The sequence below is a fragment of the Streptomyces sp. NPDC043853 genome, assembly GCF_056436025.1.
This window is the reverse complement of the sequence record NZ_JBWKDJ010000014.1, coordinates 30,659-52,397: the sequence shown is the minus strand read 5'-3', so window position 1 is coordinate 52,397 and position 21,739 is coordinate 30,659. Positions and strand designations below refer to the sequence as shown.

Annotated in this window: 21 protein-coding genes; 10 read left to right on the top strand and 11 right to left on the bottom strand. The window is 71.0% G+C overall.

Annotated elements, in window-relative coordinates; all coding sequences use genetic code 11:
- Nucleotides 1-83 precede the first annotated feature (83 nt).
- Entirely contained in the window at nucleotides 84-713 is a 630-nt protein-coding gene (locus tag AC067U_RS29720; RefSeq protein ID WP_478832891.1) for a hypothetical protein, read from the top strand.
- Between the two features lie 254 nt (nucleotides 714-967).
- Here the strand turns inward: AC067U_RS29720 and AC067U_RS29715 are convergent, their stop codons facing one another.
- The 3 genes from AC067U_RS29715 to AC067U_RS29705 form a co-directional block, all read right to left on the bottom strand.
- The gene (locus tag AC067U_RS29715; RefSeq protein WP_478832890.1) at nucleotides 968-2,257 is read right to left on the bottom strand and encodes an extracellular solute-binding protein; all 1,290 of its coding nucleotides are present in this window, start codon (nucleotides 2,255-2,257) and stop codon (nucleotides 968-970) included.
- A 266-nt stretch (nucleotides 2,258-2,523) separates the two neighbouring features.
- Entirely contained in the window at nucleotides 2,524-3,144 is a 621-nt protein-coding gene (locus tag AC067U_RS29710; RefSeq protein WP_478832889.1) for an SMI1/KNR4 family protein, read from the bottom strand.
- Between the two features lie 136 nt (nucleotides 3,145-3,280).
- Entirely contained in the window at nucleotides 3,281-3,643 is a 363-nt protein-coding gene (locus AC067U_RS29705) for a DUF192 domain-containing protein (RefSeq protein ID WP_478832888.1), read from the bottom strand.
- Nucleotides 3,644-4,050: 407 nt separating this feature from the next.
- Between AC067U_RS29705 and AC067U_RS29700 the strand changes: the two genes are divergently transcribed.
- Nucleotides 4,051-4,563: a prepilin peptidase gene (locus AC067U_RS29700; protein WP_478832887.1), complete on the top strand. Its 513-nt coding sequence runs from the start codon at nucleotides 4,051-4,053 to the stop codon at nucleotides 4,561-4,563.
- 185 nt (nucleotides 4,564-4,748) lie between these two features.
- On the opposite strand, the gene mgrA is transcribed toward AC067U_RS29700, so the two are convergent.
- Nucleotides 4,749-5,789, bottom strand: a complete 1,041-nt coding sequence (mgrA, locus tag AC067U_RS29695) for an L-glyceraldehyde 3-phosphate reductase (RefSeq protein WP_478832886.1) — start codon at nucleotides 5,787-5,789, stop codon at nucleotides 4,749-4,751.
- A 132-nt stretch (nucleotides 5,790-5,921) separates the two neighbouring features.
- Between mgrA and AC067U_RS29690 the strand changes: the two genes are divergently transcribed.
- From AC067U_RS29690 to AC067U_RS29665, 6 genes are all read left to right on the top strand, one after another.
- Nucleotides 5,922-6,683: an isoprenyl transferase gene (locus AC067U_RS29690; protein WP_478832885.1), complete on the top strand. Its 762-nt coding sequence runs from the start codon at nucleotides 5,922-5,924 to the stop codon at nucleotides 6,681-6,683.
- A gap of 417 nt (nucleotides 6,684-7,100) precedes the next feature.
- The gene (locus AC067U_RS29685) at nucleotides 7,101-8,417 is read left to right on the top strand and encodes a PhoH family protein (RefSeq protein ID WP_478832884.1); all 1,317 of its coding nucleotides are present in this window, start codon (nucleotides 7,101-7,103) and stop codon (nucleotides 8,415-8,417) included.
- A gap of 386 nt (nucleotides 8,418-8,803) precedes the next feature.
- Complete coding sequence (locus AC067U_RS29680; protein ID WP_478832883.1) at nucleotides 8,804-9,502, top strand: aggregation-promoting factor C-terminal-like domain-containing protein; 699 nt, start codon at nucleotides 8,804-8,806, stop codon at nucleotides 9,500-9,502.
- Nucleotides 9,503-9,635: 133 nt separating this feature from the next.
- Nucleotides 9,636-11,063, top strand: a complete 1,428-nt coding sequence (locus tag AC067U_RS29675; protein ID WP_478832882.1) for an AI-2E family transporter — start codon at nucleotides 9,636-9,638, stop codon at nucleotides 11,061-11,063.
- Nucleotides 11,060-11,782, top strand: coding sequence for a hypothetical protein (locus AC067U_RS29670; RefSeq protein ID WP_478832881.1), 723 nt, complete (start codon nucleotides 11,060-11,062; stop codon nucleotides 11,780-11,782). The genes AC067U_RS29675 and AC067U_RS29670 overlap by 4 nt, the downstream gene beginning before the upstream one ends.
- Nucleotides 11,783-11,794: 12 nt before the next feature.
- Nucleotides 11,795-11,968, top strand: a complete 174-nt coding sequence (locus AC067U_RS29665) for a hypothetical protein (RefSeq protein ID WP_478832880.1) — start codon at nucleotides 11,795-11,797, stop codon at nucleotides 11,966-11,968.
- Between the two features lie 115 nt (nucleotides 11,969-12,083).
- On the opposite strand, the gene AC067U_RS29660 is transcribed toward AC067U_RS29665, so the two are convergent.
- A complete protein-coding gene (locus tag AC067U_RS29660; protein WP_478832879.1) occupies nucleotides 12,084-12,623 on the bottom strand; it encodes an alkyl hydroperoxide reductase in 540 nt (179 codons plus the stop codon).
- A gap of 3 nt (nucleotides 12,624-12,626) precedes the next feature.
- On the bottom strand, nucleotides 12,627-13,181 hold the full coding sequence (locus tag AC067U_RS29655; protein WP_478832878.1) for a peroxiredoxin: 555 nt from the start codon (nucleotides 13,179-13,181) through the stop codon (nucleotides 12,627-12,629).
- Between the two features lie 137 nt (nucleotides 13,182-13,318).
- On the opposite strand from AC067U_RS29655, the gene AC067U_RS29650 reads away from it, so the two are divergent.
- The gene (locus AC067U_RS29650; protein ID WP_478832877.1) at nucleotides 13,319-14,275 is read left to right on the top strand and encodes a hydrogen peroxide-inducible genes activator; all 957 of its coding nucleotides are present in this window, start codon (nucleotides 13,319-13,321) and stop codon (nucleotides 14,273-14,275) included.
- Between the two features lie 87 nt (nucleotides 14,276-14,362).
- Here the strand turns inward: AC067U_RS29650 and AC067U_RS29645 are convergent, their stop codons facing one another.
- The 5 genes from AC067U_RS29645 to AC067U_RS29625 form a co-directional block, all read right to left on the bottom strand.
- On the bottom strand, nucleotides 14,363-16,693 hold the full coding sequence (locus AC067U_RS29645) for an FtsX-like permease family protein (RefSeq protein ID WP_478832876.1): 2,331 nt from the start codon (nucleotides 16,691-16,693) through the stop codon (nucleotides 14,363-14,365).
- Nucleotides 16,690-17,376 carry an ABC transporter ATP-binding protein gene (locus AC067U_RS29640; RefSeq protein ID WP_478832875.1) on the bottom strand — a complete coding sequence of 229 codons (687 nt, stop codon included), beginning with the start codon at nucleotides 17,374-17,376 and terminating at the stop codon, nucleotides 16,690-16,692. Before AC067U_RS29640 ends, AC067U_RS29645 begins: the two co-directional genes overlap by 4 nt.
- Nucleotides 17,373-17,897 (bottom strand): PadR family transcriptional regulator, encoded by a 525-nt coding sequence (locus AC067U_RS29635; RefSeq protein WP_478832874.1) that lies wholly within the window; start codon nucleotides 17,895-17,897, stop codon nucleotides 17,373-17,375. Before AC067U_RS29635 ends, AC067U_RS29640 begins: the two co-directional genes overlap by 4 nt.
- Nucleotides 17,898-17,988: 91 nt before the next feature.
- On the bottom strand, nucleotides 17,989-18,216 hold the full coding sequence (locus AC067U_RS29630; RefSeq protein ID WP_478832873.1) for a type II toxin-antitoxin system antitoxin: 228 nt from the start codon (nucleotides 18,214-18,216) through the stop codon (nucleotides 17,989-17,991).
- Nucleotides 18,213-19,148, bottom strand: a complete 936-nt coding sequence (locus AC067U_RS29625; RefSeq protein WP_478832872.1) for an SPFH domain-containing protein — start codon at nucleotides 19,146-19,148, stop codon at nucleotides 18,213-18,215. Before AC067U_RS29625 ends, AC067U_RS29630 begins: the two co-directional genes overlap by 4 nt.
- Before the next feature lie 232 nt (nucleotides 19,149-19,380).
- On the opposite strand from AC067U_RS29625, the gene AC067U_RS29620 reads away from it, so the two are divergent.
- Nucleotides 19,381-21,657 (top strand): transglycosylase domain-containing protein, encoded by a 2,277-nt coding sequence (locus tag AC067U_RS29620; RefSeq protein ID WP_478832871.1) that lies wholly within the window; start codon nucleotides 19,381-19,383, stop codon nucleotides 21,655-21,657.
- Nucleotides 21,658-21,739 lie beyond the last annotated feature (82 nt).

Below are 21,739 nucleotides of genomic sequence, written 5' to 3'. Positions count from 1 at the left end.
GGCGGTCAACCCGGCGGCTCCCGTACGGGTGAATGCGGGTCCGGTGTCGTTCCGGGCCCGCGGAACGTCCCGTTGGTCCGGGCATGAAGCGCACCCGGATCGCCGCTCTCGCCCTCGTCACGACGGCCGGGGCACTCGCCCCCGCCCTCGCCTCGGCCGCCGACCAAGCCTCGTACCTCCAGGACCCGGCGGGCGACGGCAAGGCCATGAAGAAGCTGTGGACCAAGGACAAGGAAGGCAACGAACACAAGGTCGAGGGACAGGCCCGGTTCCACCCCGGGGTCGTCTACACGATGACCGAACGCAAGGGCGGCGGCGGTGACCACCAGGGCGACTGGGGCACCAAGACCCCGGACCCGGAGTCGCTGGCCTGGGAGCCGAAGTTCGAGTTCGGGTGGGCGGTCTCGGACGCCAAGCTGGTGAAGGGGGGAGCCATCACGACGAAGGGCGGGAAGCACCCCGTCGAACTGCGCGGGGTCCTGCGGAGGGCGGACGGCACCACGGTGGCGGAGGTGCGCAGCAGCGACGCGAAGCGGCCGGCCACGGGCCGGGCCACGCTGCCGGGCGGGAAGCGGATCGCCTGTGACACCGGGGAGTACACGGTGGAGTGGTCGGTCACCCGGACGCACTACGGCACGGTGGGCGGAAGCATGAAGTGGAACGCGGACTGCACCAACCACCGGACGGCCTTCCGCCAGGCGGGCGCCGGCTGAGTCCGGCGCGAAGGGCCCGTCGCCCCGCGCACCTTGTGGGTGCTGTGGCGGGCGACCGGGCCGCGGCTCCGGGTCGGGAGTCGTGCCAGCCGTGCTGCCGCACGGGATGAGGCGCGGCGGCGGGTACTGCGGGTACTGCCGGTGCTGCGGGTATTACGGGTACTGCGGGTACTGCGGGTATTACGGGTACTGCTTCGTGCTCGGTGGTCCAGGCGGGCCCTACAGGGGGGCGGGTCCGGGGACCTCCGTCCTGCTCAGGGCTTCTTGGCCTGCTGGCGCGACTTGTTCGCGATGTCCTCCAGGACCGCCTTGGGGTCGGCGGCGGGTTCCACCGCACGCCCGATGTTGCGCTTGATGGTGTCGCTGACCGTGACCCAGTTCGGGTTGTTGACCGGGTACAGCTGCGCACCGCGCAGGGCGGCGAGGAAGGCATTGTCGTTCGCGTCGATGGCGCTGCCGCTGCCCGAGGCGGAGCGGGTCGCGGTGACCGTGGACGGCAGCAGGTGGTACTGCCCGGCGAATTCGGTCAGGTTCTTGTCCTGGTAGATGTAGTCCAGGAACTTGCCGATCTGCTGCTTGTGTTCGTTCTGGTTGAACGCCACCATCCAGTCGGCCACGCCGATCGTCGGCGGGGTCTCCGCCGGGCCGGTGAGCGTGTCGTTGACCGGCATCGCGACGGTGCCGACCGAAATGCCCTTGGCCTTCGCCTCGTGGTAGAGCGAGGGGTAGCCGTTGAGCATGCCGACCTCACCGCGCAGGAACGCGGCGAACGCGTCCGCACGGTTGAGCTTGCCCGGCGCGACCGGACCGACCAGGCCGGGGCCGACCAGGTTGTCCTTGATCCACTGGAAGGCGGCGACGTTCTGCTCCGAGGCGAGCGCGTAGTTGCCGCTCGTGTCCACGTAGCCGCCGCCGTTGCTGAGCTCCCAGATCAGCGCCTCGGCGTGCGCCTCCTCGGGACCGAGCGGAAGGGCGTAGGGATACCGCACGCCCTTGGCCTTCAGCTTTTCGGCGGCCTGCCGCAGTTCCTTCCAGGTCTTGGGCTTGTTCACCTTGGCCGCCGTGAACAGGCCCTCGTTGTAGAAGAGGAGACGGCTGCTCGCCACGAACGGCAGGCCGTAGAGGGTGTTGCCGATCGACCCCGCCTCGGCGAGCGGCTGCAGGAAGTTGGCCTCGGCACGGACCGAGAGCAGTTCGTCCGCCGGATAGAGCTTGCCCTCGGCCGCGAAGTCCGAGTACGAGCCCATGAGCGCCATGTCGGGGGCCTTGCCGTCGTTGACCATACGGCTGACCTCGCGGTCGATGTCCGCCCACGGCAGCAGCTTCACCTCGACCTTGATGCCGGGGTGTTGAGCGGTGAACTCGTCGGTCACCTTGTCCCAGTAGGTCTTGGAACTGGTCTGGGGTGTGGTGCCGTATTCGGCGGCGACCAGCTTGAGGGTGGCGTCGTCGCCATCGCCGGAAGTGGAGCCGCAGCCGGAGAGCGTGAACAGGAGGCCGAGTGCGGCCGAGGTCGCCGCCGCCCCGAAGAGTCTTCGTCGCACGGGTGAATTCCCCTGGTTTTCTTTTGGTTACTTATGAGTTACTCCGGGGCCCGGTGTCCTGGCGTGACCCGAGGTGGCCCGATGGCCGGAATTCTCTCGCGACAGGGGGGTCGTTGATTCCAGCGCCCCCGCACTTATGGGCAATGCTCCAACTGCCGCTATTCCGGCTGGTGTTTTCTTATATGGGGCGGGGAATGTGGACGCGCGTAGACATGCTGAATGCCCGTTTCCGGCGGGGCCGGCACGGGTGGTGTTTTGCGAGAGCTTTATGAGGCGGGGAACTCTCCGGCATACGGATCCGGGTCACCGGTTTCCGGATTGCGGCCCTCCTGCCAGCGGCGCTGGGCCTTGCGCCAGTGAACGAAGCCGATCGGGCCGCCGTCCCAGAAGGTGATCCCGACCGGGCTCACGTCGAACTCGTCGGAGAACAGGCGGAGCAGAAATTCGGCCATGCCGTAGGGGTGGACGGCAAAGGCGTCGGTGGTGTGCCGGCCGCAGACGAGGACCGGCCACCGGTCCGGGTCGGGGTCGGTGGTGAGCCAGCAGAGGATGTCGTCGGCGGCGGTGACGCCCCAGGCGAGGATCGACTCGGGGTCGATGTCGAAGGCGGCACGGCCGCCGTCCGCGACCCAGGCGGCGCGGGCGTTCGCGGTCGCCTCGCCCATCTCGGCGGGGTCCCACTGGAGGCCGGGCTTGGGGAGGGGGAGCAGGATGCTCGCCTCGCCGTTGACGGTGCCGGCGCCGTAGCGGCCCATGAAGGCGACGAAGTCGGCGGGGAACCGGGTGCCCCAGGCGGCTTCGGCGGCCTGCCAGTCGACGTCCTCGTCGGCTCCGTGGGTGGCGGGCATGAGCCGCTCCAGCGCCATCAGCTGCGCGTTCTCCGTCATCGCCGCCCGCTCCCCGCCCGCCGTTGCCCAACCGTCCCAACTTACCGTGCCCCGCCGGAGCCAGGCCCTGCCGGTACGTGCGGTCCCGGGGCGGGGGCGGGGGCGAGGGCAGGGGCAGGGGCTGGGGCGGGGGCGGTCAGGTGATGGTGAGGACGCTGCCGGGGTGGAGGTGCCAGGCGGTGAACCTGCCGGCTTCGGCTTCCAGGACGTACCGGGAGCGGAGGAGGGGGAGGCCGAGGCGGTTCGGGGGCATCGTGCGGACCGCGAGGACGCGGAGGTCGCGGTCGAGGTGGGCCACGTCGATGGGGAAGCGCATACGGAAGGTGTGCACGCTCGCGGCGGGGGTCAGGAGCATGGCGCCCTCGATGCGCGTGCGGCCCAGGAGGCCGCGGGTGCGGGCGCGGTAGGAGGCGGCGACTTCCAGTTCGATCGGGGGGCCGTCCGGGGTGATGCGGAGCTCCGCTTCGCCGTCCGTCCACCTTCGCCCGCGGCGTGCCATGGCGTGCCCTCCCCCGTCGCCCCTGGTGTGTCGGCGCTCAGGGTAGACCCGTTCGCCCGGGGGTCCCTAGGGTCGCCCGCATGGGCGTGATGGTGATCGTTCTTGCGGTGGGGTACGGGGTGGCGGCCGGGTCGTTACTGCCGCGGGCGGCGTACCGGCTGTCCGTGCCGGCGGGGGAGCCTTGGCGGGAGCGGTGCCCTGCGGGGCACGCCGTGCGCGGGTGGCTCGGGCCCGGGCGGTGCCGTGGGCTGGGCGGGGCCGGGGGTGCGCGCGGCTCCGGCCGGGCGGGGGCGGGAAGTGAGCGGCGTTGCGGCGTGCCCGCCCTCCCCCGGGCTCTCGGCTTCCTCCGGGCAGGCCGGCCGGAGCCCGGGTGCGCCCATGGACCCGGTGGGCCGGGGGTCGCCGGGGTGAGCGGGACGGTGTGCGGGGTGGTGGCCGCGGCCATCGGAGTGCGGACCGAAGGGGTGGTGTTCGTGGCGGTCGTGCCCGTGCTCGTGTTGCTCGTCGCGGTCGATCTCGCCGTGCACCGGCTGCCCGATGTGCTGACCCTGCCGCTGGCCGGGGCGCTCGGGGCCGCTCTGGGGGTGGTCGCGCTCGTGCCCGGGGCCGGGGGCTCCTGGCGGGGGGCACTGCTCGGCGGGGCCGGGCTGGGGGCGGGGTACCTCGTACTCCATTTGATCAACCCCGGCGGGCTCGGGCTCGGCGACGTCAAGCTGGCGCTCGCGCTGGGGGTCGCTCTTGGGTGGTACGGGTGGGGGGTATGGGCCCTCGGGGCCTTCCTCGGCTTCCTCTACGGCGCGCTGCACGGCCTCGCCCTGGTCCTGGCCCGGCGCGCCGGGGCCCGTACGGGATTCCCCTTCGGGCCGGCCATGACCGCCGGCGCGCTCACCGGAGTGCTCATGGGTGGACTCGGAGCGTAATCGTGTCCCGGCAATGCACGCAGCACGCTTTACGAAGGGTTATGGTGGAACCCCCCCCTCGGGCCGGTCCGTATCCCCCCCACGGACCGGCCCGTTTTTTGTTCTCCGCCCGACGCGGCGAAACCCGCAGGTCAGCCCGATGGGCCCACGGCCCCGCCGACCCGCGGCCCCGCCGGGGCCGGTCCTCAGCCCCGCTGGGCCCAGATGTTCGTGCCGGGCGTGGAGACCGCGAAGGAATCGATCTCCTTCAGCTCCTCCTCGGTGAGCGGGGCCCCGGCCAGCGCGGCGACGTTCTCCTCCAGCTGCGACACGTTCGAGGCGCCGATCAGGGCGGAGGTCATCCGGTCGTCCCGCAGCACCCACTTCAGGGCGAGCTGCGCGAGCGACTGGCCGCGGCGGGCGGCGATCTCGTTCAGCCCGTTCAGCCGCCGGACCACCTCCTCCGAGAGCAGCTTGGGGCTCAGGGACTTGCCCTGGGTGGCCCGCGAGCCCTCCGGGAGGTTCCCGCCGAGGTACTTCCCGGTGAGCAGCCCCTGCGCCAGCGGCACGAAGGAGATGCAGCCCATGCCGGCCTCCTCCAGCGTGTCCAGCAGGCCGTCCTCCTCCGTCCAGCGGTTGATCATGGAGTAGGAGGGCTGGTGGATCAGCGGGCGCACGCCCATGTCGCGCAGGATCCGCACCGCCTCGGCCGTCTGCTCCGCGGTGTAGGAGGACACGCCGACGTACAGCGCCTTGCCCTGCTGGACCGCGGACGCGAGCGCGCCCATGGTCTCCTCCAGCGGGGTCTCCGGGTCGAACCGGTGCGAGTAGAAGATGTCGACGTATTCCAGGCCCATCCGCTCCAGCGAGCGGTCGAGCGAGCCCAGGAGGTACTTCCGGCTGCCCCACTCGCCGTACGGACCGGGGTGCATCAGGTAGCCGGCCTTGGTGGAGACCACCAGCTCCTCGCGGTACCGCGCGAAGTCCTGCGCGAAGATCTTGCCGAAGTTCAGCTCGGCGGAGCCGGGCGGCGGCCCGTAGTTGTTGGCCAGGTCGAAGTGGGTCACACCCAGGTCGAAGGCGCGGTGCAGGATGGAGCGCTGGGACTCCAGGGACTTGTCATCACCGAAGTTGTGCCAGAGGCCCAGGGAGATCGCGGGGAGCTTGAGGCCGCTGTGGCCCGTGCGCCGGTACTCCATGGAGTCGTAGCGCGAGCCGGCTGCCCGATAGGGATTGGTATCAGTCACGTTGTCCTCCCTATCACGGACTTGTGACATCCCGAGTTGGGACGGCCCTCCCCGCGCGCAGTAATGTGGCGGCCTCGGGGGACTGAAGGACCGCAATTCGCACGGGGGCATGCACGGAGGGGCTGGAGGATCGTGAAGCTGCGCGATCTGGTGTACAGGCTGTACGCACGCCGGGTGGAAGGCCGACTCGACCATGCCGCGGTGCCCAAGCACATCGGCGTCATCCTGGACGGCAACCGGCGCTGGGCGAAGGCGTCCGGCGGTACCACCGAGCAGGGCCATCAGGCCGGCGCCGACAAGATCTCGGAACTGCTCGGCTGGTGTGAGGAGACCGACGTCGAGGTCGTCACGCTGTGGATGCTCTCCACCGACAACCTGGACCGGTCCGAGGAAGAGCTGCGGCCGCTCCTGGCGATCATCGAGAACACGGTGCGGAACCTCGCGTCCGACGGACGCTGGCGGGTCCACCACGTCGGGAACCTGGACATCCTGCCCGCCCGCACGCAGGCCGTGCTCAAGGAGGCCGAGCAGGACACCCTGAACCGCACGGGGATACTCGTCAACGTCGCCGTCGGCTACGGCGGCCGGCAGGAGATCGCCGACGCGGTGCGCTCGCTGCTCCTGGAGCACCACGAGAAGGGCACCTCGATCGAGGAGCTCGCCGAGATCCTGGACATCGACCACATCTCGGAGCACCTCTACACGCGCGGCCAGCCCGACCCGGACCTGGTGATCCGCACCAGCGGCGAGCAGCGGCTGTCGGGGTTCATGCTCTGGCAGAGCGCCCACTCCGAGTACTACTTCTGCGAGGTCTTCTGGCCGGCCTTCCGCAAGGTCGACTTCCTCCGGGCGCTGCGCGACTACGCGGCCCGGCACCGGCGCTACGGCACCTGACGGACGGCACGCCGACGAGAAGGCGGCGGCACGGCGACGGCACGGCGACGGCACGGCGACGGCACCACGGACGCCGCCGCCGTCGGCCCGGCCGGTATCCGGCCGGGCACCTGACGCCCCCTCGGCCCCTCCCGCCACCCTCGCAAGGCCTTCACCTGGGATTCACCGATCGTCCGTCATATGCCATGGCATGGCGGTGCACGTTCGAGGGAATATCCCTGGCAGGTCGACGCCCGATCCACGGGTGTCGAGTCTCAGCGGACGGCATGGGGCCGTCCGCCCGGGAGGCCCTTTGCACCAGGACGCTCGTGCGGCTCGCACGGACTTCAGGGGAGGGCCGGAAATCGGCCCTGGCATTGCGGCCGATGACCGGTCCGGTCTACATGGCCCGACCTCTTACGAGGGGGTAGTCCTTCCGTGGTGACCAGCACAAAGCGCCGCCTGCCCGACAGGCGGACCTACGTCCTCGACACCAGCGTGCTGCTGGCAGACCCCAAAGCCTTCTCCCGGTTCGACGAGCACGAGGTCGTGCTCCCGATCGTGGTGATCACCGAGCTGGAGGCCAAGAGGCACCATCCCGAACTCGGATACTTCGCCCGGCAGGCCCTCCGCCTGCTCGACGACTTCCGGGTGCGGTACGGCCGCCTCGACGCCCCCATCCCGCTGGGGGACCTGGGCGGCAGCCTCCGTGTCGAGCTCAACCACTCCGACCCCGGGGTCCTCCCGGCCGGCTTCAGGCTGGGGGACAACGACTCGCGGATCCTCGCGGTCGCCCGCAATCTGCAGGCCGAGGGATACGACGTCACGGTCGTGTCGAAGGACCTTCCGCTGCGCATCAAGGCGTCCTCGGTGGGCCTGCTCGCCGAGGAGTACCGGGCGGAGCTGGCCATCACCGACGCCGGCTGGACGGGGATGAGCGAGCTCTCCCTCTCCGGGGAGCAGGTCGACCTCCTCTACTCCGAGGAGCGGCTGTACGTGCCGGAGGCCGCGGAGATGCCCGTGCACACCGGGCTGATCCTGCAGTCGGAGCGGGGCAAGGCCCTGGGCCGCGTCACCCCCGACGGCAACGTCCGGCTGGTCCGCGGCGACCGGGAGGCGTTCGGCCTGCACGGCCGCAGCGCGGAACAGCGCATCGCGCTGGACCTGCTGCTGGACAGCGAGGTCGGCATCGTCTCCATGGGCGGCCGGGCCGGCACGGGCAAGTCGGCACTGGCGCTGTGCGCGGGCCTGGAAGCCGTGCTGGAGCGCAGGCAGCACCAGAAGGTGATGGTCTTCCGGCCGTTGTACGCGGTGGGCGGGCAGGAGCTGGGCTACCTGCCGGGCACCGAGGCCGAGAAGATGAGCCCCTGGGCGCAGGCGGTCTTCGACACCCTGTCCGCGGTGGCCGGGCGCGAGGTGATCGAGGAGGTGCTGGGCCGCGGGATGCTGGAGGTGCTGCCGCTCACGCACATCCGGGGCCGTTCGCTGCACGACGCGTTCGTCATCGTGGACGAGGCCCAGTCGCTGGAGCGGAACGTCCTGCTGACCGTTCTGTCCAGGATCGGGGCCAATTCCCGGGTCGTTCTGACGCATGACGTGGCGCAGCGGGACAACCTCCGGGTCGGCCGATATGACGGAGTCGTCGCCGTGGTCGAGAAGTTGAAGGGCCATCCGCTCTTCGCCCACGTCACGCTGACCCGCTCCGAGCGTTCGCAGATCGCCGCGTTGGTGACGGAGATGCTCGAAACCATCTGAATCCGGCAGACCGGACACGGCACCGGATGGTCAAACCGCCCATAGCGGGAAGCGAGTTGGCGCCGCCCGGCAAAGGCCCAGGAGCCTAGCCGGGCGGCGCTCCGCTGCACAGGGGTTTCCAAGAACCGGGCGGGGCCTGGCCGGTGTGACCTTTCCCACGCAACGGGGAATTGCCTAGCGGCATCGGCGTCCGGCAGAGTCTGTTCTCCGTCAGGCCCCGCATGCGGCACAGCTGTACCCGCAGTACCCACAACTCCAGAAACGACCGCCGTATGCCGCCCGTAACGGGCCAGCGCCTCCAGTGACCGCGTTACCCGGAGGCCAGTGCAGGGGGCGCTCTTGCGATCGCTGCGGTCACGTTGCGGACGCTGCTGGAAGGACATCGTGTGAGCCGGATCTCGGTTCGCGGATTCGCCGTGGCTTCGGCCACTGCGGTCACCACCGTCGGCGCGGTCGTGGGTGTTGCCACGGGCGACGCCTCCAACGACCTTGAGACGACCGCTTCGGGCGCCACGCTCCTGGCGGACATCCCGGTGGGCGAGCAGGCCCAGGTCCAGACCGCTGCCCTGGCGCAGCAGGCGGACGCCATCGCCCTCTCCGCCGACGCGGACGCGAAGAAGGCGAACGAGGAGTCGGCCCGCATCCAGGCCGCTCAGCTGGCCAAGGAGAAGAAGGCCGCCGCCGAGAAGGCGGAGGCCGAGGCCAAGGCCAAGAAGGAGCGCGAGGAGAAGGAGAAGGTCGCCAGCCGGTCGACCACCCGCGACTCCGACGCCTTCCAGGTGCAGAGCTCCTACACCGTCGCCGAGGTCAAGGCGATAGCCCGGCAGATGGTGCCGGCGAGCCAGTTCCAGTGCTTCTCGAACATCGTGAACCACGAGTCCACCTGGAACTACCGCGCGCAGAACCCGTCCTCGGGTGCGTACGGCCTCGTCCAGGCGCTGCCCGGCTCGAAGATGTCCTCGGCCGGTGCCGACTGGCGCACCAACCCCGCCACCCAGATCGAGTGGGGCCTGAACTACATGAAGAGCCGCTACGGCAGCCCCTGTGGCGCGTGGTCCTTCTGGCAGGCCAACAACTGGTACTAGGCGTTCCTCAACCTCCGGGGAGCCCCGCACCGTCCTATCCGGTGCGGGGCTCCTCGCGTGTACGGTCGACCAGGCGCTGACGACCGGACGGGTGGGGGTTCTCCCGACGCAGTCTGGGGGAGAGAGGGACGAGATGGGGAAGAGAAGGGGCTGGCTGGGCCGGCTCGGCAACAAGCTGACCCGGCTGGAGGAGCGGCTGTCCGAGCGGCGGGCCGAAGTCGAGTCGGAGTCGCGCGGGGAGCAGGCCGCCGAGGCGGGTGCGGCCGCCGGCCGGCCCGGTGTGCCTCCGGCAGGGGCGCCCGCCGCTGCCCCGGTCCCCTCCGCCACGGCTCCCGCGGGGCACGCGGAGCACGCCGTGCACGCCGGGCCCGGTGTGCACGAGGTGCCCGGCGAACTGCCCGCCCCGGTCCACCCGGGCACGCTCATGACCCGCCCCGACCCGGCCGCCATGATCCCGTGGGGGGTCCGGGTCGCGGCCGAGGCGAGCTGGCGACTGCTGCTGCTCGCGGGCATGCTCTGGGTGCTGATGAAGGTGATCAGCGAAGTCCGGCTGGTGGTCCTCGCCTTCGCCGCCGCCCTGCTGGTCACCGCACTGCTGCAGCCCTTCGTGGTGCGGCTGCGCCGGCTCGGCCTGCCGCGCGGGCTGGCCACCGCGGTCACCGCGGTCCTCGGCTTCGTGGTGATCGGCCTGGTCGGCTGGTTCGTGGTGTGGCAGGTGATGGAGAACCTGGACGACCTCTCCGAACGGGTCCGGGACGGCATCAACGACCTCAAGACCTGGGCGCTGGACAGTCCGTTCCACGTCACCGAGAAGCAGATCAACGACATCGCGAAGAACCTGACGGACACCATCGGCACCAACACCGAGGAGATCACCTCCGCGGGCCTGCAGGGCGCCACGGTGATGGTCGAGGTGCTGACCGGCATGCTGCTGGCCATGTTCTCCACCCTCTTCCTGCTCTACGACGGGAAGCGGATCTGGGGCTGGGTGCTGGGCCTGGTCCCGGCGGCCGCCCGCCCTGGCGTGGCCGGCGCCGGACCGCGCGCCTGGCGGACCCTGACCGCGTACGTCCGCGGCACGGTGATCGTCGCGCTGATCGATGCGATCTTCATCGGTCTCGGCCTCTGGTTCCTGCACGTGCCGATGGCGGTGCCGCTGGCCGTCTTCATCTTCCTGTTCGCCTTCATCCCGCTGGTCGGTGCCGTGGTCTCGGGCGCGCTCGCGGTCGTGGTGGCCCTGGTGACCCAGGGCGTGTGGACGGCCCTGATGGTGCTGCTGGTCGTCCTCGCCGTGCAGCAGATCGAGGGGCACGTGCTGCAGCCCTTCATCCTGGGCCGCGCGGTCCGGGTCCACCCGCTCGCCGTGGTCCTGTCGGTGGCGGCCGGCGGAATGATCGCCGGGATCGGCGGCGCGGTGGTCGCGGTCCCACTGGTCGCGGTCACCAACACGGTCGTCGGCTACCTGCGGGCCCACTCCCGGGAACTCCCGGGCCGGATCGGCCCGGGCCCGCACGGCGCGACCGCGCTGGCCGTGCAACTGCCGCCGGACGACCGGACATGATCAGCGAGCCGGAGCTGGACGGGGAGTGGGACGACGCCCGGCGCCCGACGGGGCCGGCCGGTGCGGCTCCCGGCGGCGACGCCGGGGACGGCCCGGCGGGGGCGCCGGCGCGGTCGCCGGTGCGGCCGTGGGTGTGGGGCGCCCTGGGCGGCGCGGCCGTCGCGTCGGCGCTGTGGGCGGGCGGACTGTACGCCCTGGGGGACCGGCCCGACGCGCCGCCGGAGATGGCGTACGCGCTCCCGGAGAACCTGTGCAGGGTGATGGAGGTGCCGGCGCTCACCCGGATCGCGGGCAACCTGCACGGCAACGGGCCGGAGCACCGGCAGTCCCCGGACCCCGTGATGGACCAGGCGGTCTGCAGCCTGTCCGGGGACAGGTCGGAGGGCCTGGGCTACTTCGTGACGGCATCGGTGCGGCTGCACAAGAAGACCGACCCGGAGGCCGAGTTCGAGGTCGAGCCGCTGATGTACCCGGACACGGCGGAGCAGTCGCAGGTCCCCGGCCTCGGTGAGCGCGCGCTGATGCTCGTCGGGGACGACGGCAACAGCGCCGAGCTGAAGGTGCTGGACGGCGGCGCGGTGATCAGGCTCTCCGTCTTCGCGACCTCCTACGGGGACGGGCTACCTGACGGATCCGCCGAGAAGATGGACTCGACCGCGGTCCAGGCGGCTTTGATCGAGGACATGGGAGAACTCCTCAAGCCGTTGCGGAAGAAGTAGGGGGACCGGGCCGTGATCACGGAGCCCGAGATGGAGCGAGCGGGGCCGTCGGCGTCCGGACCGGACGCCGTCCCGGACGTCGCCTACGAGGCGTCGAAGGCGGTGTGCGAGGCGTTCAAGGCGCCGGAGCTGACCGCGGCCTTGCCGGGGCTGCAGGAGGGCCCGAAGCCGTCAAGTACGCCGTGATCGAGGACATGCGGAAGCTCATGGACGCCGCCCGCAAGTGAGCCGCGCGCTGACGACGAAGGGGCCCCGCCGGATGGCGGGGCCCCTTCGTCGCGTACGTCGTACGGCGGGCGGACTACTCGGCGGCGAGTGCCGCTTCCGCGTCCAGGGTGACCGCGACGGCCTGGATCACCGAGGCGATCTTGAAGGCCTCCTGGACCGTCTCCCGGTCCACGCCGGCCTTGCGGAGCACCTGCTCGTGCGAGTCCAGGCACTGGCCGCAGCCGTTGATCGCGGAGACCGCGAGCGACCACAGCTCGAAGTCGACCTTCTCCACGCCCGGGTTGCCGATGACGTTCATCCGCAGACCGGCCCGCAGGGTGCCGTACTCCGGGTCGGAGAGCAGGTGGCGGGTGCGGTAGAAGACGTTGTTCATCGCCATGACCGCGGCGGCGGACTTGGCGGCGGTGTACGCCTCCGGGGAGAGGGCGGCCTTCGCCTCCGGCTCCAGCTCACGCAGGACGAGCGGGGAGCGCGCGGCGATCGCGCAGGACAGCACGGTGCCCCACAGCTGCTGCTCCGTCAGCGTGTTCTGGTTGCCGATGACCGAGCCGAGGTTCAGCTTCAGGTCCTTGGCGAAGTCCGGTACGGCGGACTTCAGGGAGTCGAGGGACATCCGTCACTCACCGGCCAGCAGCGCGCCGGCGTCGAGGGTGTCCTCGCCCTTGGTCCAGTTGCACGGGCACAGCTCGTCGGTCTGCAGGGCGTCCAGGACCCGCAGGACCTCCTTCGGGTTCCGGCCCACGGAACCGGCGGTCACCATGGCGAACTGGATCTCGTTGTTCGGGTCGACGATGAAGACGGCGCGCTTGGCGAAGCCGTCCTCGCCCTCGACGCCGCAGGCCTGCATCAGGTCGTGCTTGACGTCGGCCAGCATCGGGAAGGGCAGGTCACGCAGGTCGGCGTGGTCCTTGCGCCAGGCGTGGTGCACGTACTCGGAGTCGCCGGAAACGCCCAGGATCTGCGCGTCGCGGTCGGCGAACTCCTCGTTCAGCTTGCCGAACGCGGCGATCTCGGTCGGGCACACGAAAGTAAAGTCGGCCGGCCAGAAAAACACCACGCGCCACTTGCCCTCGTAGGACTTGTGGTCGATCTGCTGGAACTGCTCGCCGGCCTCCAGGGAGACGCAGGCGGTCAGATCGTAGGTGGGGAACTTGTCACCGACAGTGAGCACGAACTCTCCTTGCGGACAGGGAAAGAGGCCCTTGTGGGGCGTTTCCCCTAGGGGTTGGACGGATCTCACATGCTGACACAGCAGCATTGATTGCGGAAATCGCTAGAGTGGAACGAGGTGATCGGAGGTGCCTATCAGTGGCTGTCGGTAATGCGGGCAACAGGGGAGCGAAACAGCCGACCCTCGCCCAGCTCCGCGCTTTCGCCGCCGTCGCGGAGCACCTGCACTTCCGGGACGCGGCCGCGGCGATCGGCATGAGCCAGCCGGCGCTGTCCGGCGCGGTGTCCGCCCTGGAGGAGGCCCTCGGCGTCCGGCTGCTGGAGCGCACCACCCGCAAGGTCCTGCTCTCCCCGGCCGGCGAGCGGATCGCCGGCCGGGCGCGGCTCGTGCTCGACGCGATGGGCGGGCTGCTGGAGGAGGCCGAGGCCGTACGGGCGCCCTTCACGGGGGTGCTGCGCCTGGGGGTGATCCCGACCGTGGCGCCCTACCTGCTGCCCACCGTGCTGGGGCTGTTCCACCGGCGCTGGCCGGGCCTGGACCTCCAGGTGCACGAGGAGCAGACCGCCTCCCTGCTCGACGGACTGGCGGCCGGCCGGCTGGACCTGCTGCTGCTCGCCGTCCCGCTCGGGGTCCCCGGCGTCACGGAACTCCCGCTGTTCGACGAGGACTTCGTGCTGCTCGTCCCCCGCGAGCACCCGCTGGCCGGCCGCAGGGACGTACCCCGCGAGGAACTGCGCGGGCTTCAACTGCTGCTGCTCGACGAGGGGCACTGCCTGCGCGACCAGGCCCTGGACATCTGCCGGGAGGCCGGCCGGGGCGGCGGCGCCGACGTCACCACCACCGCAGCCGGACTCTCGACCCTCGTCCAGCTGGTCGCCGGGGGGCTGGGGGTGACCCTGTTGCCGCGCACCGCGCTGCGGCTGGAGACCACCCGCAACGAGTACCTGGCCACCGGGTACTTCGCCGAGCCCGCGCCCTCCCGGCGGATCGCCCTGGCCATGCGGACCGGCACCGCCCGGCAGGAGGAGTTCCGGGCGGTGGCGGCGGCCCTGCGGGAGGCGGTCCGGCCGCTCCCGGTGTGGCCCACGGACTGACCGCCCCGCTGACCGCACCACTGACCGCCCCCCGCCCGGTGGTACGCCCCCGCCCGGTGGTACGCCACCGCCCGGTGGTGCGCGTGCCTACTCGGTGCGCAGGCCGTCCGGCCGCATCACCCGCAGCAGCGGCGGCAGGCTGAGCAGCGTCACCGCGGTCACCACCGCGGCGCCGATGCCGGTCATGGTGAACACCGGGGCCCAGTCGACCCGGACCGGATAGCCGGTCATGCCGAGCAGCAGGAGGCCCAGCCCGGTGCCGGCCGCGACGGCCAGGAGCAGGCCCACGACGATCGGCAGGACCGACTGCCACAGCTCCGACAGGGTGAGCGTGGAGCGCCGGGCGCCGAAGGCGACCAGCGCCGCCAGCAGCTTCCGCCGTTCCCGCAGCTGCTCCAGCCGGGAGACCAGCAGGCTGGTGCCGATCAGCGCAAGCACCCCGGCCGCGCCGAAGTAGAGGCCGGTCTGCACGGACGCGTAGCTGCTGTCCGTCCGGGTTTCCCGCAGGCTCATCGCGTGGGCGAACGGGTCGGCCCTGAACACCGCCGTACGGACGTGCTCCATCGCGTCCGGGTCGGCGGGGTCGGCGAGGACGTCGATGGAGGCGTGCTCGTAGCCGTTGAAGCTGCTCGGGGCGGCCGACGGGGTCAGCAGCAGCCCGGAGGCCGCGCCGCCGGTCGGGGTGGTGCCGCCCTGGACCGTGCGGAGGTTCGCCGGGACGGTCAGCCCGACCGGCGGGGGCCCGCCCGGCTCGCGCTGCAGGACGTTGCCGGCGAACAGCTTCTCGCCCGCCCGGGCCCGTGGCATGTCGCTCCCGCCGGCCACCATGAAGGCGTCGCCGTCCGTGCAGGAGCCGATCGCGGCGATCTCCTTCAGGGCCGCGCAGCTGCCGATGGTGAGGTTCAGCAGGTCGTCACCGGCGTTCGCCCGGTGGGAGGCCTGGGTGCCGCGCAGCGCGACGGCCCGGGTGACGCCCGGGGACTGCTCCAGCTTCCGGGCCAGGTCCTCCGCCAGCGCGCCCTTCTCCGTGAGGACCACGGCGGTGGCACGGGTCAGGTCGTAGCCGGTCTCCTCCACGAAGTCGCCGCGGGAGCCGACGAACAGCATCTGCAGGGCGATGGCCCCGGCCACCGCCACCGCGACCCCGCTGACCAGGCGGGCCGCCGTACCGGAGTCGACCTGGAGCCGGCGGACGGCCAGCTGCCAGGAGACCGGGCCGCCGGACAGCCCGCGCACCAGCCGCTCCAGCAGCCAGGGCAGCAGGGCGGTCGTCCCGACCAGCAGCAGCACCACACCGGCGGACACCTGCCACTGGTTGAACGTGCCGTTCTCCCTGCCCCGTCCGAGCATCGGGAGGAGCAGGCCGATCCCGGTGACCGGCATCAGCAGCCGCCACCACACCCGCCGCCGGGACGGCTTGGCGGTCCGGACGACGCCCAGCGGCTCGATGACCACCCCGCGCAGCGCGAACAGGGTCACCAGCACGGCCGCGGCGGGCACCAGCGCCGCGACCAGTGCGGCCAGCGCCGCGTTCGGGGTGAGGTCGTGCGGGAAGAAGCTGCGCTGGCGCAGGTCCATGTTCCCGACGACCTCGCGGCCGAGGAAGAACAGCCCCACGCCCATGGCCAGTCCGGTCAGGGCACCGGCCAGGGCCTCCCCGGCGGCGATCCGTCGGACCATCCGGCCGTCGGCGCCCACCAGGCGCAGCGCGGCCAGCCGGCGGTCGCGCCGTTCGCCGCCGAAGCGGACGGCGGCGGCGATGAACACCGCGACCGGCAGCAGCAGTGCCAGCAGGGTCATCAGGACGAGCAGCAGCAGGACGGGGTCGGACGAGGGTTCCTCGAGCTCGATGGCGTAGTGGTCGATCCGTTTGATCCGGTACTGGTCGAACTGGCCGCCACTGTCCTTCCTCAGGTCGCGGCCGGTGTAGAAGTACAGCTCGTGCGGGCCGATCAGGCCCGCGTCACCGATGATCTGGGTGATCTTCCCGTCCAGCCGGTCGCGGAGCAGCCTGCCCTCCGCGGACTTCAGCAGCCGCTCCAGGGCGGGGGAGACGGCCAGTTCACCCGGGGCGGGGAGCGTCTTCAGGCCCGGCGGGACGGGGGCCTGCGGGCCCTCCGCCCTGACCAGTACGCCGCCGATGTCCTTGCCGTGGTACGTCTGGTTGGCCGAGGCGACCAGCAGGGTGCCGGGGCCGGGCCGCGGCAGGTTCTGCGCGTTGTACAGGCCGCGGGCGTCGCCGCGGGCGTCGCGGGCCGCGAAGGCGTTGGGCAGCGAGGTGGTGATCAGGAGCAGGGCCACGCCGATGCCGACGCCCAGGCCGGTGAGCAGCGTACGGGTCCAGCCCTCGCGGCCGCCGCCGAAGGCGAACCGGGTGCCCATGGCGAGGTCCCGGCCCCAGGTGCCGAGCTTGCTCATACGATCCGCTCCATGTCGCGGGACCTGCCGTCGCGGACCACGATCTCGCGGTCGGAGTACGCGGCCACCCGGGCCTCGTGGGTGACCAGGACGACGGCGGCGTTGGCGGACCGGGCGGCCTCGGTGAGCAGCTGCATCACCAGTTCGCCGTTGAGCGAGTCCAGGGCGCCGGTGGGTTCGTCGGCGAAGACCACGCGCGGGCCGGTCACCAGGGCGCGCGCCACGGCGACCCGCTGGCCCTGCCCGCCGGACACCTCGCCGGGCCGCTTGCCCTTCAGCTCGGCGACCTGGAGCCGCTCCATCCACTCCAGGGCGGCGGCCTCGGCCTGTCGGCGTCTGGTGCCGGCGAGACGGAGCGGGAGGGCCACGTTCTCCAGACAGGTCAGCTCGGGGACGAGCTGTCCGAACTGGAAGACGAAGCCGAACTCCGAGCGGCGCAGGGCACTGCGCTCGGCGTCGCTCATCGTGGTCAGCTCGCGGCCCGCGTAGGTGATCGAGCCGGAGTCGGGCGTCAGGATGCCGGCCAGGCAGTGCAGCAGGGTGGACTTGCCGGAGCCGGAGGGGCCCATGACGGCGACGACCTCGCCGGGGTGGATGGAGAACTCGGCGTCGTCCAGGGCGTGCGTGGCCCCGTACGTCTTGCGGAGGCCGGTGGCGGCGAGCAGGGAGCCTGCGGGGGTCATCCGTTCACCTCCTGCCGGAGCTGTCCGAGCCGGGCGGCGGCGAGCTCCAGCCAGCGGAGGTCGGCCTCCAGGTGGAACAGGGCGTGGTCGCAGACGAGCTGGTCGGCGAGGTCGCCCTTGCGCTTGCGGGTGGTGAGGATGCGCATCAGGCGGAGGTGCTCGGCGCGCTGGGTGTCGAGCAGGTCGGCCGCGGGGCGGCCGGTGAGCAGGGCCAGGACGACCTTGGTGTAGAGGGTCGACTGGAGGTAGGGCTCGGGCTTCTCCGGCTGGGACAGCCAGTGTTCGACGTCGGTGACGCCGGCGTCGGTGATGGCGTACCGCTTGCGGTCGGGGCCGTCGCCCGCCTCGATGCCGTCGACCTCGACGAGGCCGTTCTTCAGGAGGCGGGACATGGTCGAGTAGACCTGCCCGTACGCGAGGGGCCTGTCGTGGCCGAACTTCTCGTCGTAGGCGCGCTTGAGGTCGTAGCCGTGCCGGGGGCCGGCCTCCAGGAGGCCGAGGAGGGTGTGACCTATGGACATGGGCACGACTCTACACCCGATGTATACACACGGTGTATACATCGGGTGTAGAGCTGTTCCGGGCGCTGTTCCGGGTGTCGTTCCGGGTGCCTCAGGTGTCGCTCTTGGGCGGGCGGCCGCGGCGGGGGATCGGGCCCGGAGAGCTGGGCAGGCGCCCGGCCTCCGCCAGGGCCCGCCGCAGCAGGAACTCGATCTGCGCGTTCGCGCTGCGCAGTTCCTCGCCCGCCCACCGGGCCAGCGCCTCGTACACCTGGGGGTCCAGCCGCAGCAGCACCTGCTTGCGGGCGGCGCGGCCGGACGGTTCGGGAGGCGGGGTCACTGGTACAGGGTGCCCGTGTTGACCACCGGCTGGGCGGCGCGGTCACCGCACAGCACCACCATCAGGTTGGAGACCATCGCGGCCTTCCGCTCCGGGTCGAGGTCCACGATGTCCTCCTCGGTCAGCCGGTTCAGCGCCAGTTCGACCATGCCCACCGCGCCCTCCACGATCTGCTTGCGGGCCGCCACCACCGCTCCGGCCTGCTGCCGCTGCAGCATCGCGGAGGCGATCTCCGGAGCGTACGCGAGGTGCGTGAACCGGGACTCGATGATCTCGACACCGGCCGCGTCGACCCGCACCTGGAGCTCCGCGGCCAGCTTCTCGGTGATCTCCTCGGAGTTCTCGCGGAGCGAGAGGCCGGCCTCGTCGTGCGAGTCGTAGGGGTACTCGATGGCGATGTGTCGGACCGCCGCCTCCGCCTGCGTCTCCACGAACTCGGTGAACTGCTCCACCTCGAAGACGGCCCGCGCGGTGTCCTCGACCCGCCACACCACGACCGCCGCCAGCTCGATCGGGTTGCCGTAGGCGTCGTTGACCTTCAGTACGGCGGTCTCGTGGTTCCGGACCCGGGTCGAGATCGTGGCCCGAGAGGTCAGCGGGTTGACCCAGCGCAGGCCGTCGGTGCGGATGGTGCCCCGGTAGCGGCCGAACAGCTGGACCACCCGGGCCTGGCCGGGATTCACCACGTTGAGGCCGGCCATCGCGATGATCGAGCCCAGGAAGAGGAGGACGCCCAGCACGATCAGGGTGATCTTGAGGGGCGCGAGTCCGGTGACCGCCCCGGCGGCCACCAGGCCCGCCCCGCCCAGCACCCCGGCCAGGCCGAGCAGCAGGGCCGGCCCGCCGCCGATGCTGTGCGCGGGGTACTCCCGCACCTTCGGCTTCGCCCCGTCGCCCGCCGGATCCGTCGTCCTGCTCGCAACTTCGGTCATGGTTCGCCCCGTTCGCGTTGTCTCCGGCCGTCACCGGCTCCTAGCAAAGTGATATCACTTTTTTGCTCGGTCGCAACCCGCACGGCATCATGTGCGTCGGTTCCGGTGAAGTGGGTGCTGATTCTCACGTCCGAATTAGCCGGTATTGGTCGAAATTCGACGACCTTTGGCCATTCCTGCGGTGTTAGTTTTCGGAGCTGACGTCGGGGGGTTATCGAGCGGAGCGGGAGCGATGGGCCGAGCAGAGGCGCGGAGAGCGCAAGGCGGGCGCGGTGCACGACGCGCATCGAACGGCGCCCGTGCGGGCGGTGGGGGCAAGAAGAGCTTCATACGCCGCCTCTTCACCTGGAAGAAGATCCTCGGCACGTTCTTCGGGGTGATCCTGCTCGGCATGGCGGCGCTGGTCATCGCGTACTTCTCGGTCGAGCCGCCGAACCCGAACGAGCAAGCGACCCTGCAGAGCAACGTCTACAAGTACGCCGACGGCTCCGTGATGGCCCGCCGGGGCGAGATCAACCGCGAGATCGTGCCGATCGACCGGGTCCCCAAGGACGTCAAGATGGGCTTCATCGCCATCGAGAACAAGTCCTTCTACAAGGACCAGGGCGTCGACATCTTCGGCGTGGCCCGGGGTGGCGTCAACACGCTCCTCGGCCGGGGCACGGCCGGCGGCTCCACCATCACCCAGCAGTACGTCAAGAACTATTACCTGAACCAGGAGCAGACGGCCACCCGCAAGCTCAAGGAACTCATCATCTCGCTCAAGGTCGACAACGAGATGGAGAAGGACGAGATCCTCGCGGGGTACCTGAACACCAGCTACTTCGGCCGCGGTGCCTACGGCATCCAGGCCGCGGCCCAGGCCTACTACGGCGTGGACGTCGACAAGCTGACGCTGGAACAGGGCGCCTACCTGGCCGCCGTCCTCCAGGCCCCCAGCCAGTACGACGTGGCCACCGCCGGCCCCAACGGCAAGCGGCTGGCGATGATCCGCTTCAACGGTGTGCTCGACAACATGGTCGAGATGGGCGAGCTGGACGCCGCCAAGCGCAAGACCCTGCAGTTCAAGGACCCGATCAAGCCCAAGCCCGCCCCCGGCCTCGAAGGCCAGAAGGGCTACCTGGTCCAGGCCGCCAACGCCGAACTCCGCAAGCAGGGCATCCTCCCCGACCAGATCGAGGCGGGCGGCTGGAACATCACGCTCAACATCGACCCGAAGAAGCAGAAGGCGCTGGAGGCGGCCGTCCAGGAGGAGCTGGAGTCCAAGCTCGACCGCAAGGACACCAAGAACCGTCCCGTCGACCAGTACGTCCAGGCCGGCGCCACCTCCGTGGACCCCAAGACCGGCGCCATCGTCGCCATGTACGGCGGAACGGGCCTCCAGGACAAGTACGCCAGCAACGCGCTGCGCACCGACTACCAGCCCGGCTCCACCTTCAAGCCGGTCGTGCTGGCCTCCGCCCTGGAGAACGGAGCGGAGACCCAGGACGGTGCGGAGATCACCCCGAACACGATCTACGACGGCACCAGCAAGCGGAAGGTCGTCGGCGCCTCGGAGCCGTTCGCCCCGCAGAACCAGGAGAACATCAGCTACGGCGACGTCACCGTGCAGGAGGCCACCAACCGCTCCATGAACTCGGTGTACGCGCAGATGTTCGTGGACGCGGGCCCGCCGAAGGTGAAGAAGACCGGCCTGGCCCTGGGCATGGGGAACCGTGACGGCTGGCCGGAGAACAGCCCGGCCCTCTCGCTGGGCACCATGAGCGCCAACACCGTGGAGATGGCCGGCGTCTACGCCACCTTCGACCACCACGGCAAGAAGGTCACGCCGACCATCATCAAGTCCGCCACCCACGCCGAGCGCTCCTTCAAGCCGCAGCAGGCCATCGGCGGCCAGGCGATCAGCAGTCGCACCGCCGACACCGTCACCAAGGTGCTCATCGGCGTGGTCGAGGACGAGTCCGGCTCCGGCAAGAAGGTCCGCAGCAGCGCCTACCAGGCCGCCGCCAAGACCGGTACGACCGAGAACAACAAGTCCGCCTGGTTCGCCGCGTACACCCCGGAGCTGGTCACCGTCGTCGCCATGTTCGGTGAGGAGCCCGGCACCGGCGCCCAGATGACGCTGACCGGCACCGCCGGCGGTGGCCGGGCGGGCGGCTCCAGCTTCCCGGCCGACATCTGGCGGGCGTACACGCTGGCCGTGCTCCAGAACGCGGACACCGACAAGTTCGACCTCGAGGACGCCGACATGGGCGCCCCGGCCAAGCTGCCGAGCCGCAGCACCAGCCCGTCGAGCTCGGCGAGCACCTCGCCCAGCACCTCGGCCAGCACCTCGCCGAGCAGCAAGCCCTCGGGGTCGCACAGCCCGAACCCGAGCGGCAGCCAGTCGAGCAAGCCGAACCCGAGCACCAGCGGATCCGGCAAGCCATCGTCCAGCCCGCCGACGAAGCCGACGCCGCCGACCAAGCCGCCGACGGGCAGCGCCGACATCAAGCCGCCCCAGCAGTAGCCGGAAACGGACGAGGCCGCCGCCCCGCAGCACGTGCGCTGCGGGGCGGCGGCCTTTCCCGTCGTCCTCCGGCCGGCGGCGG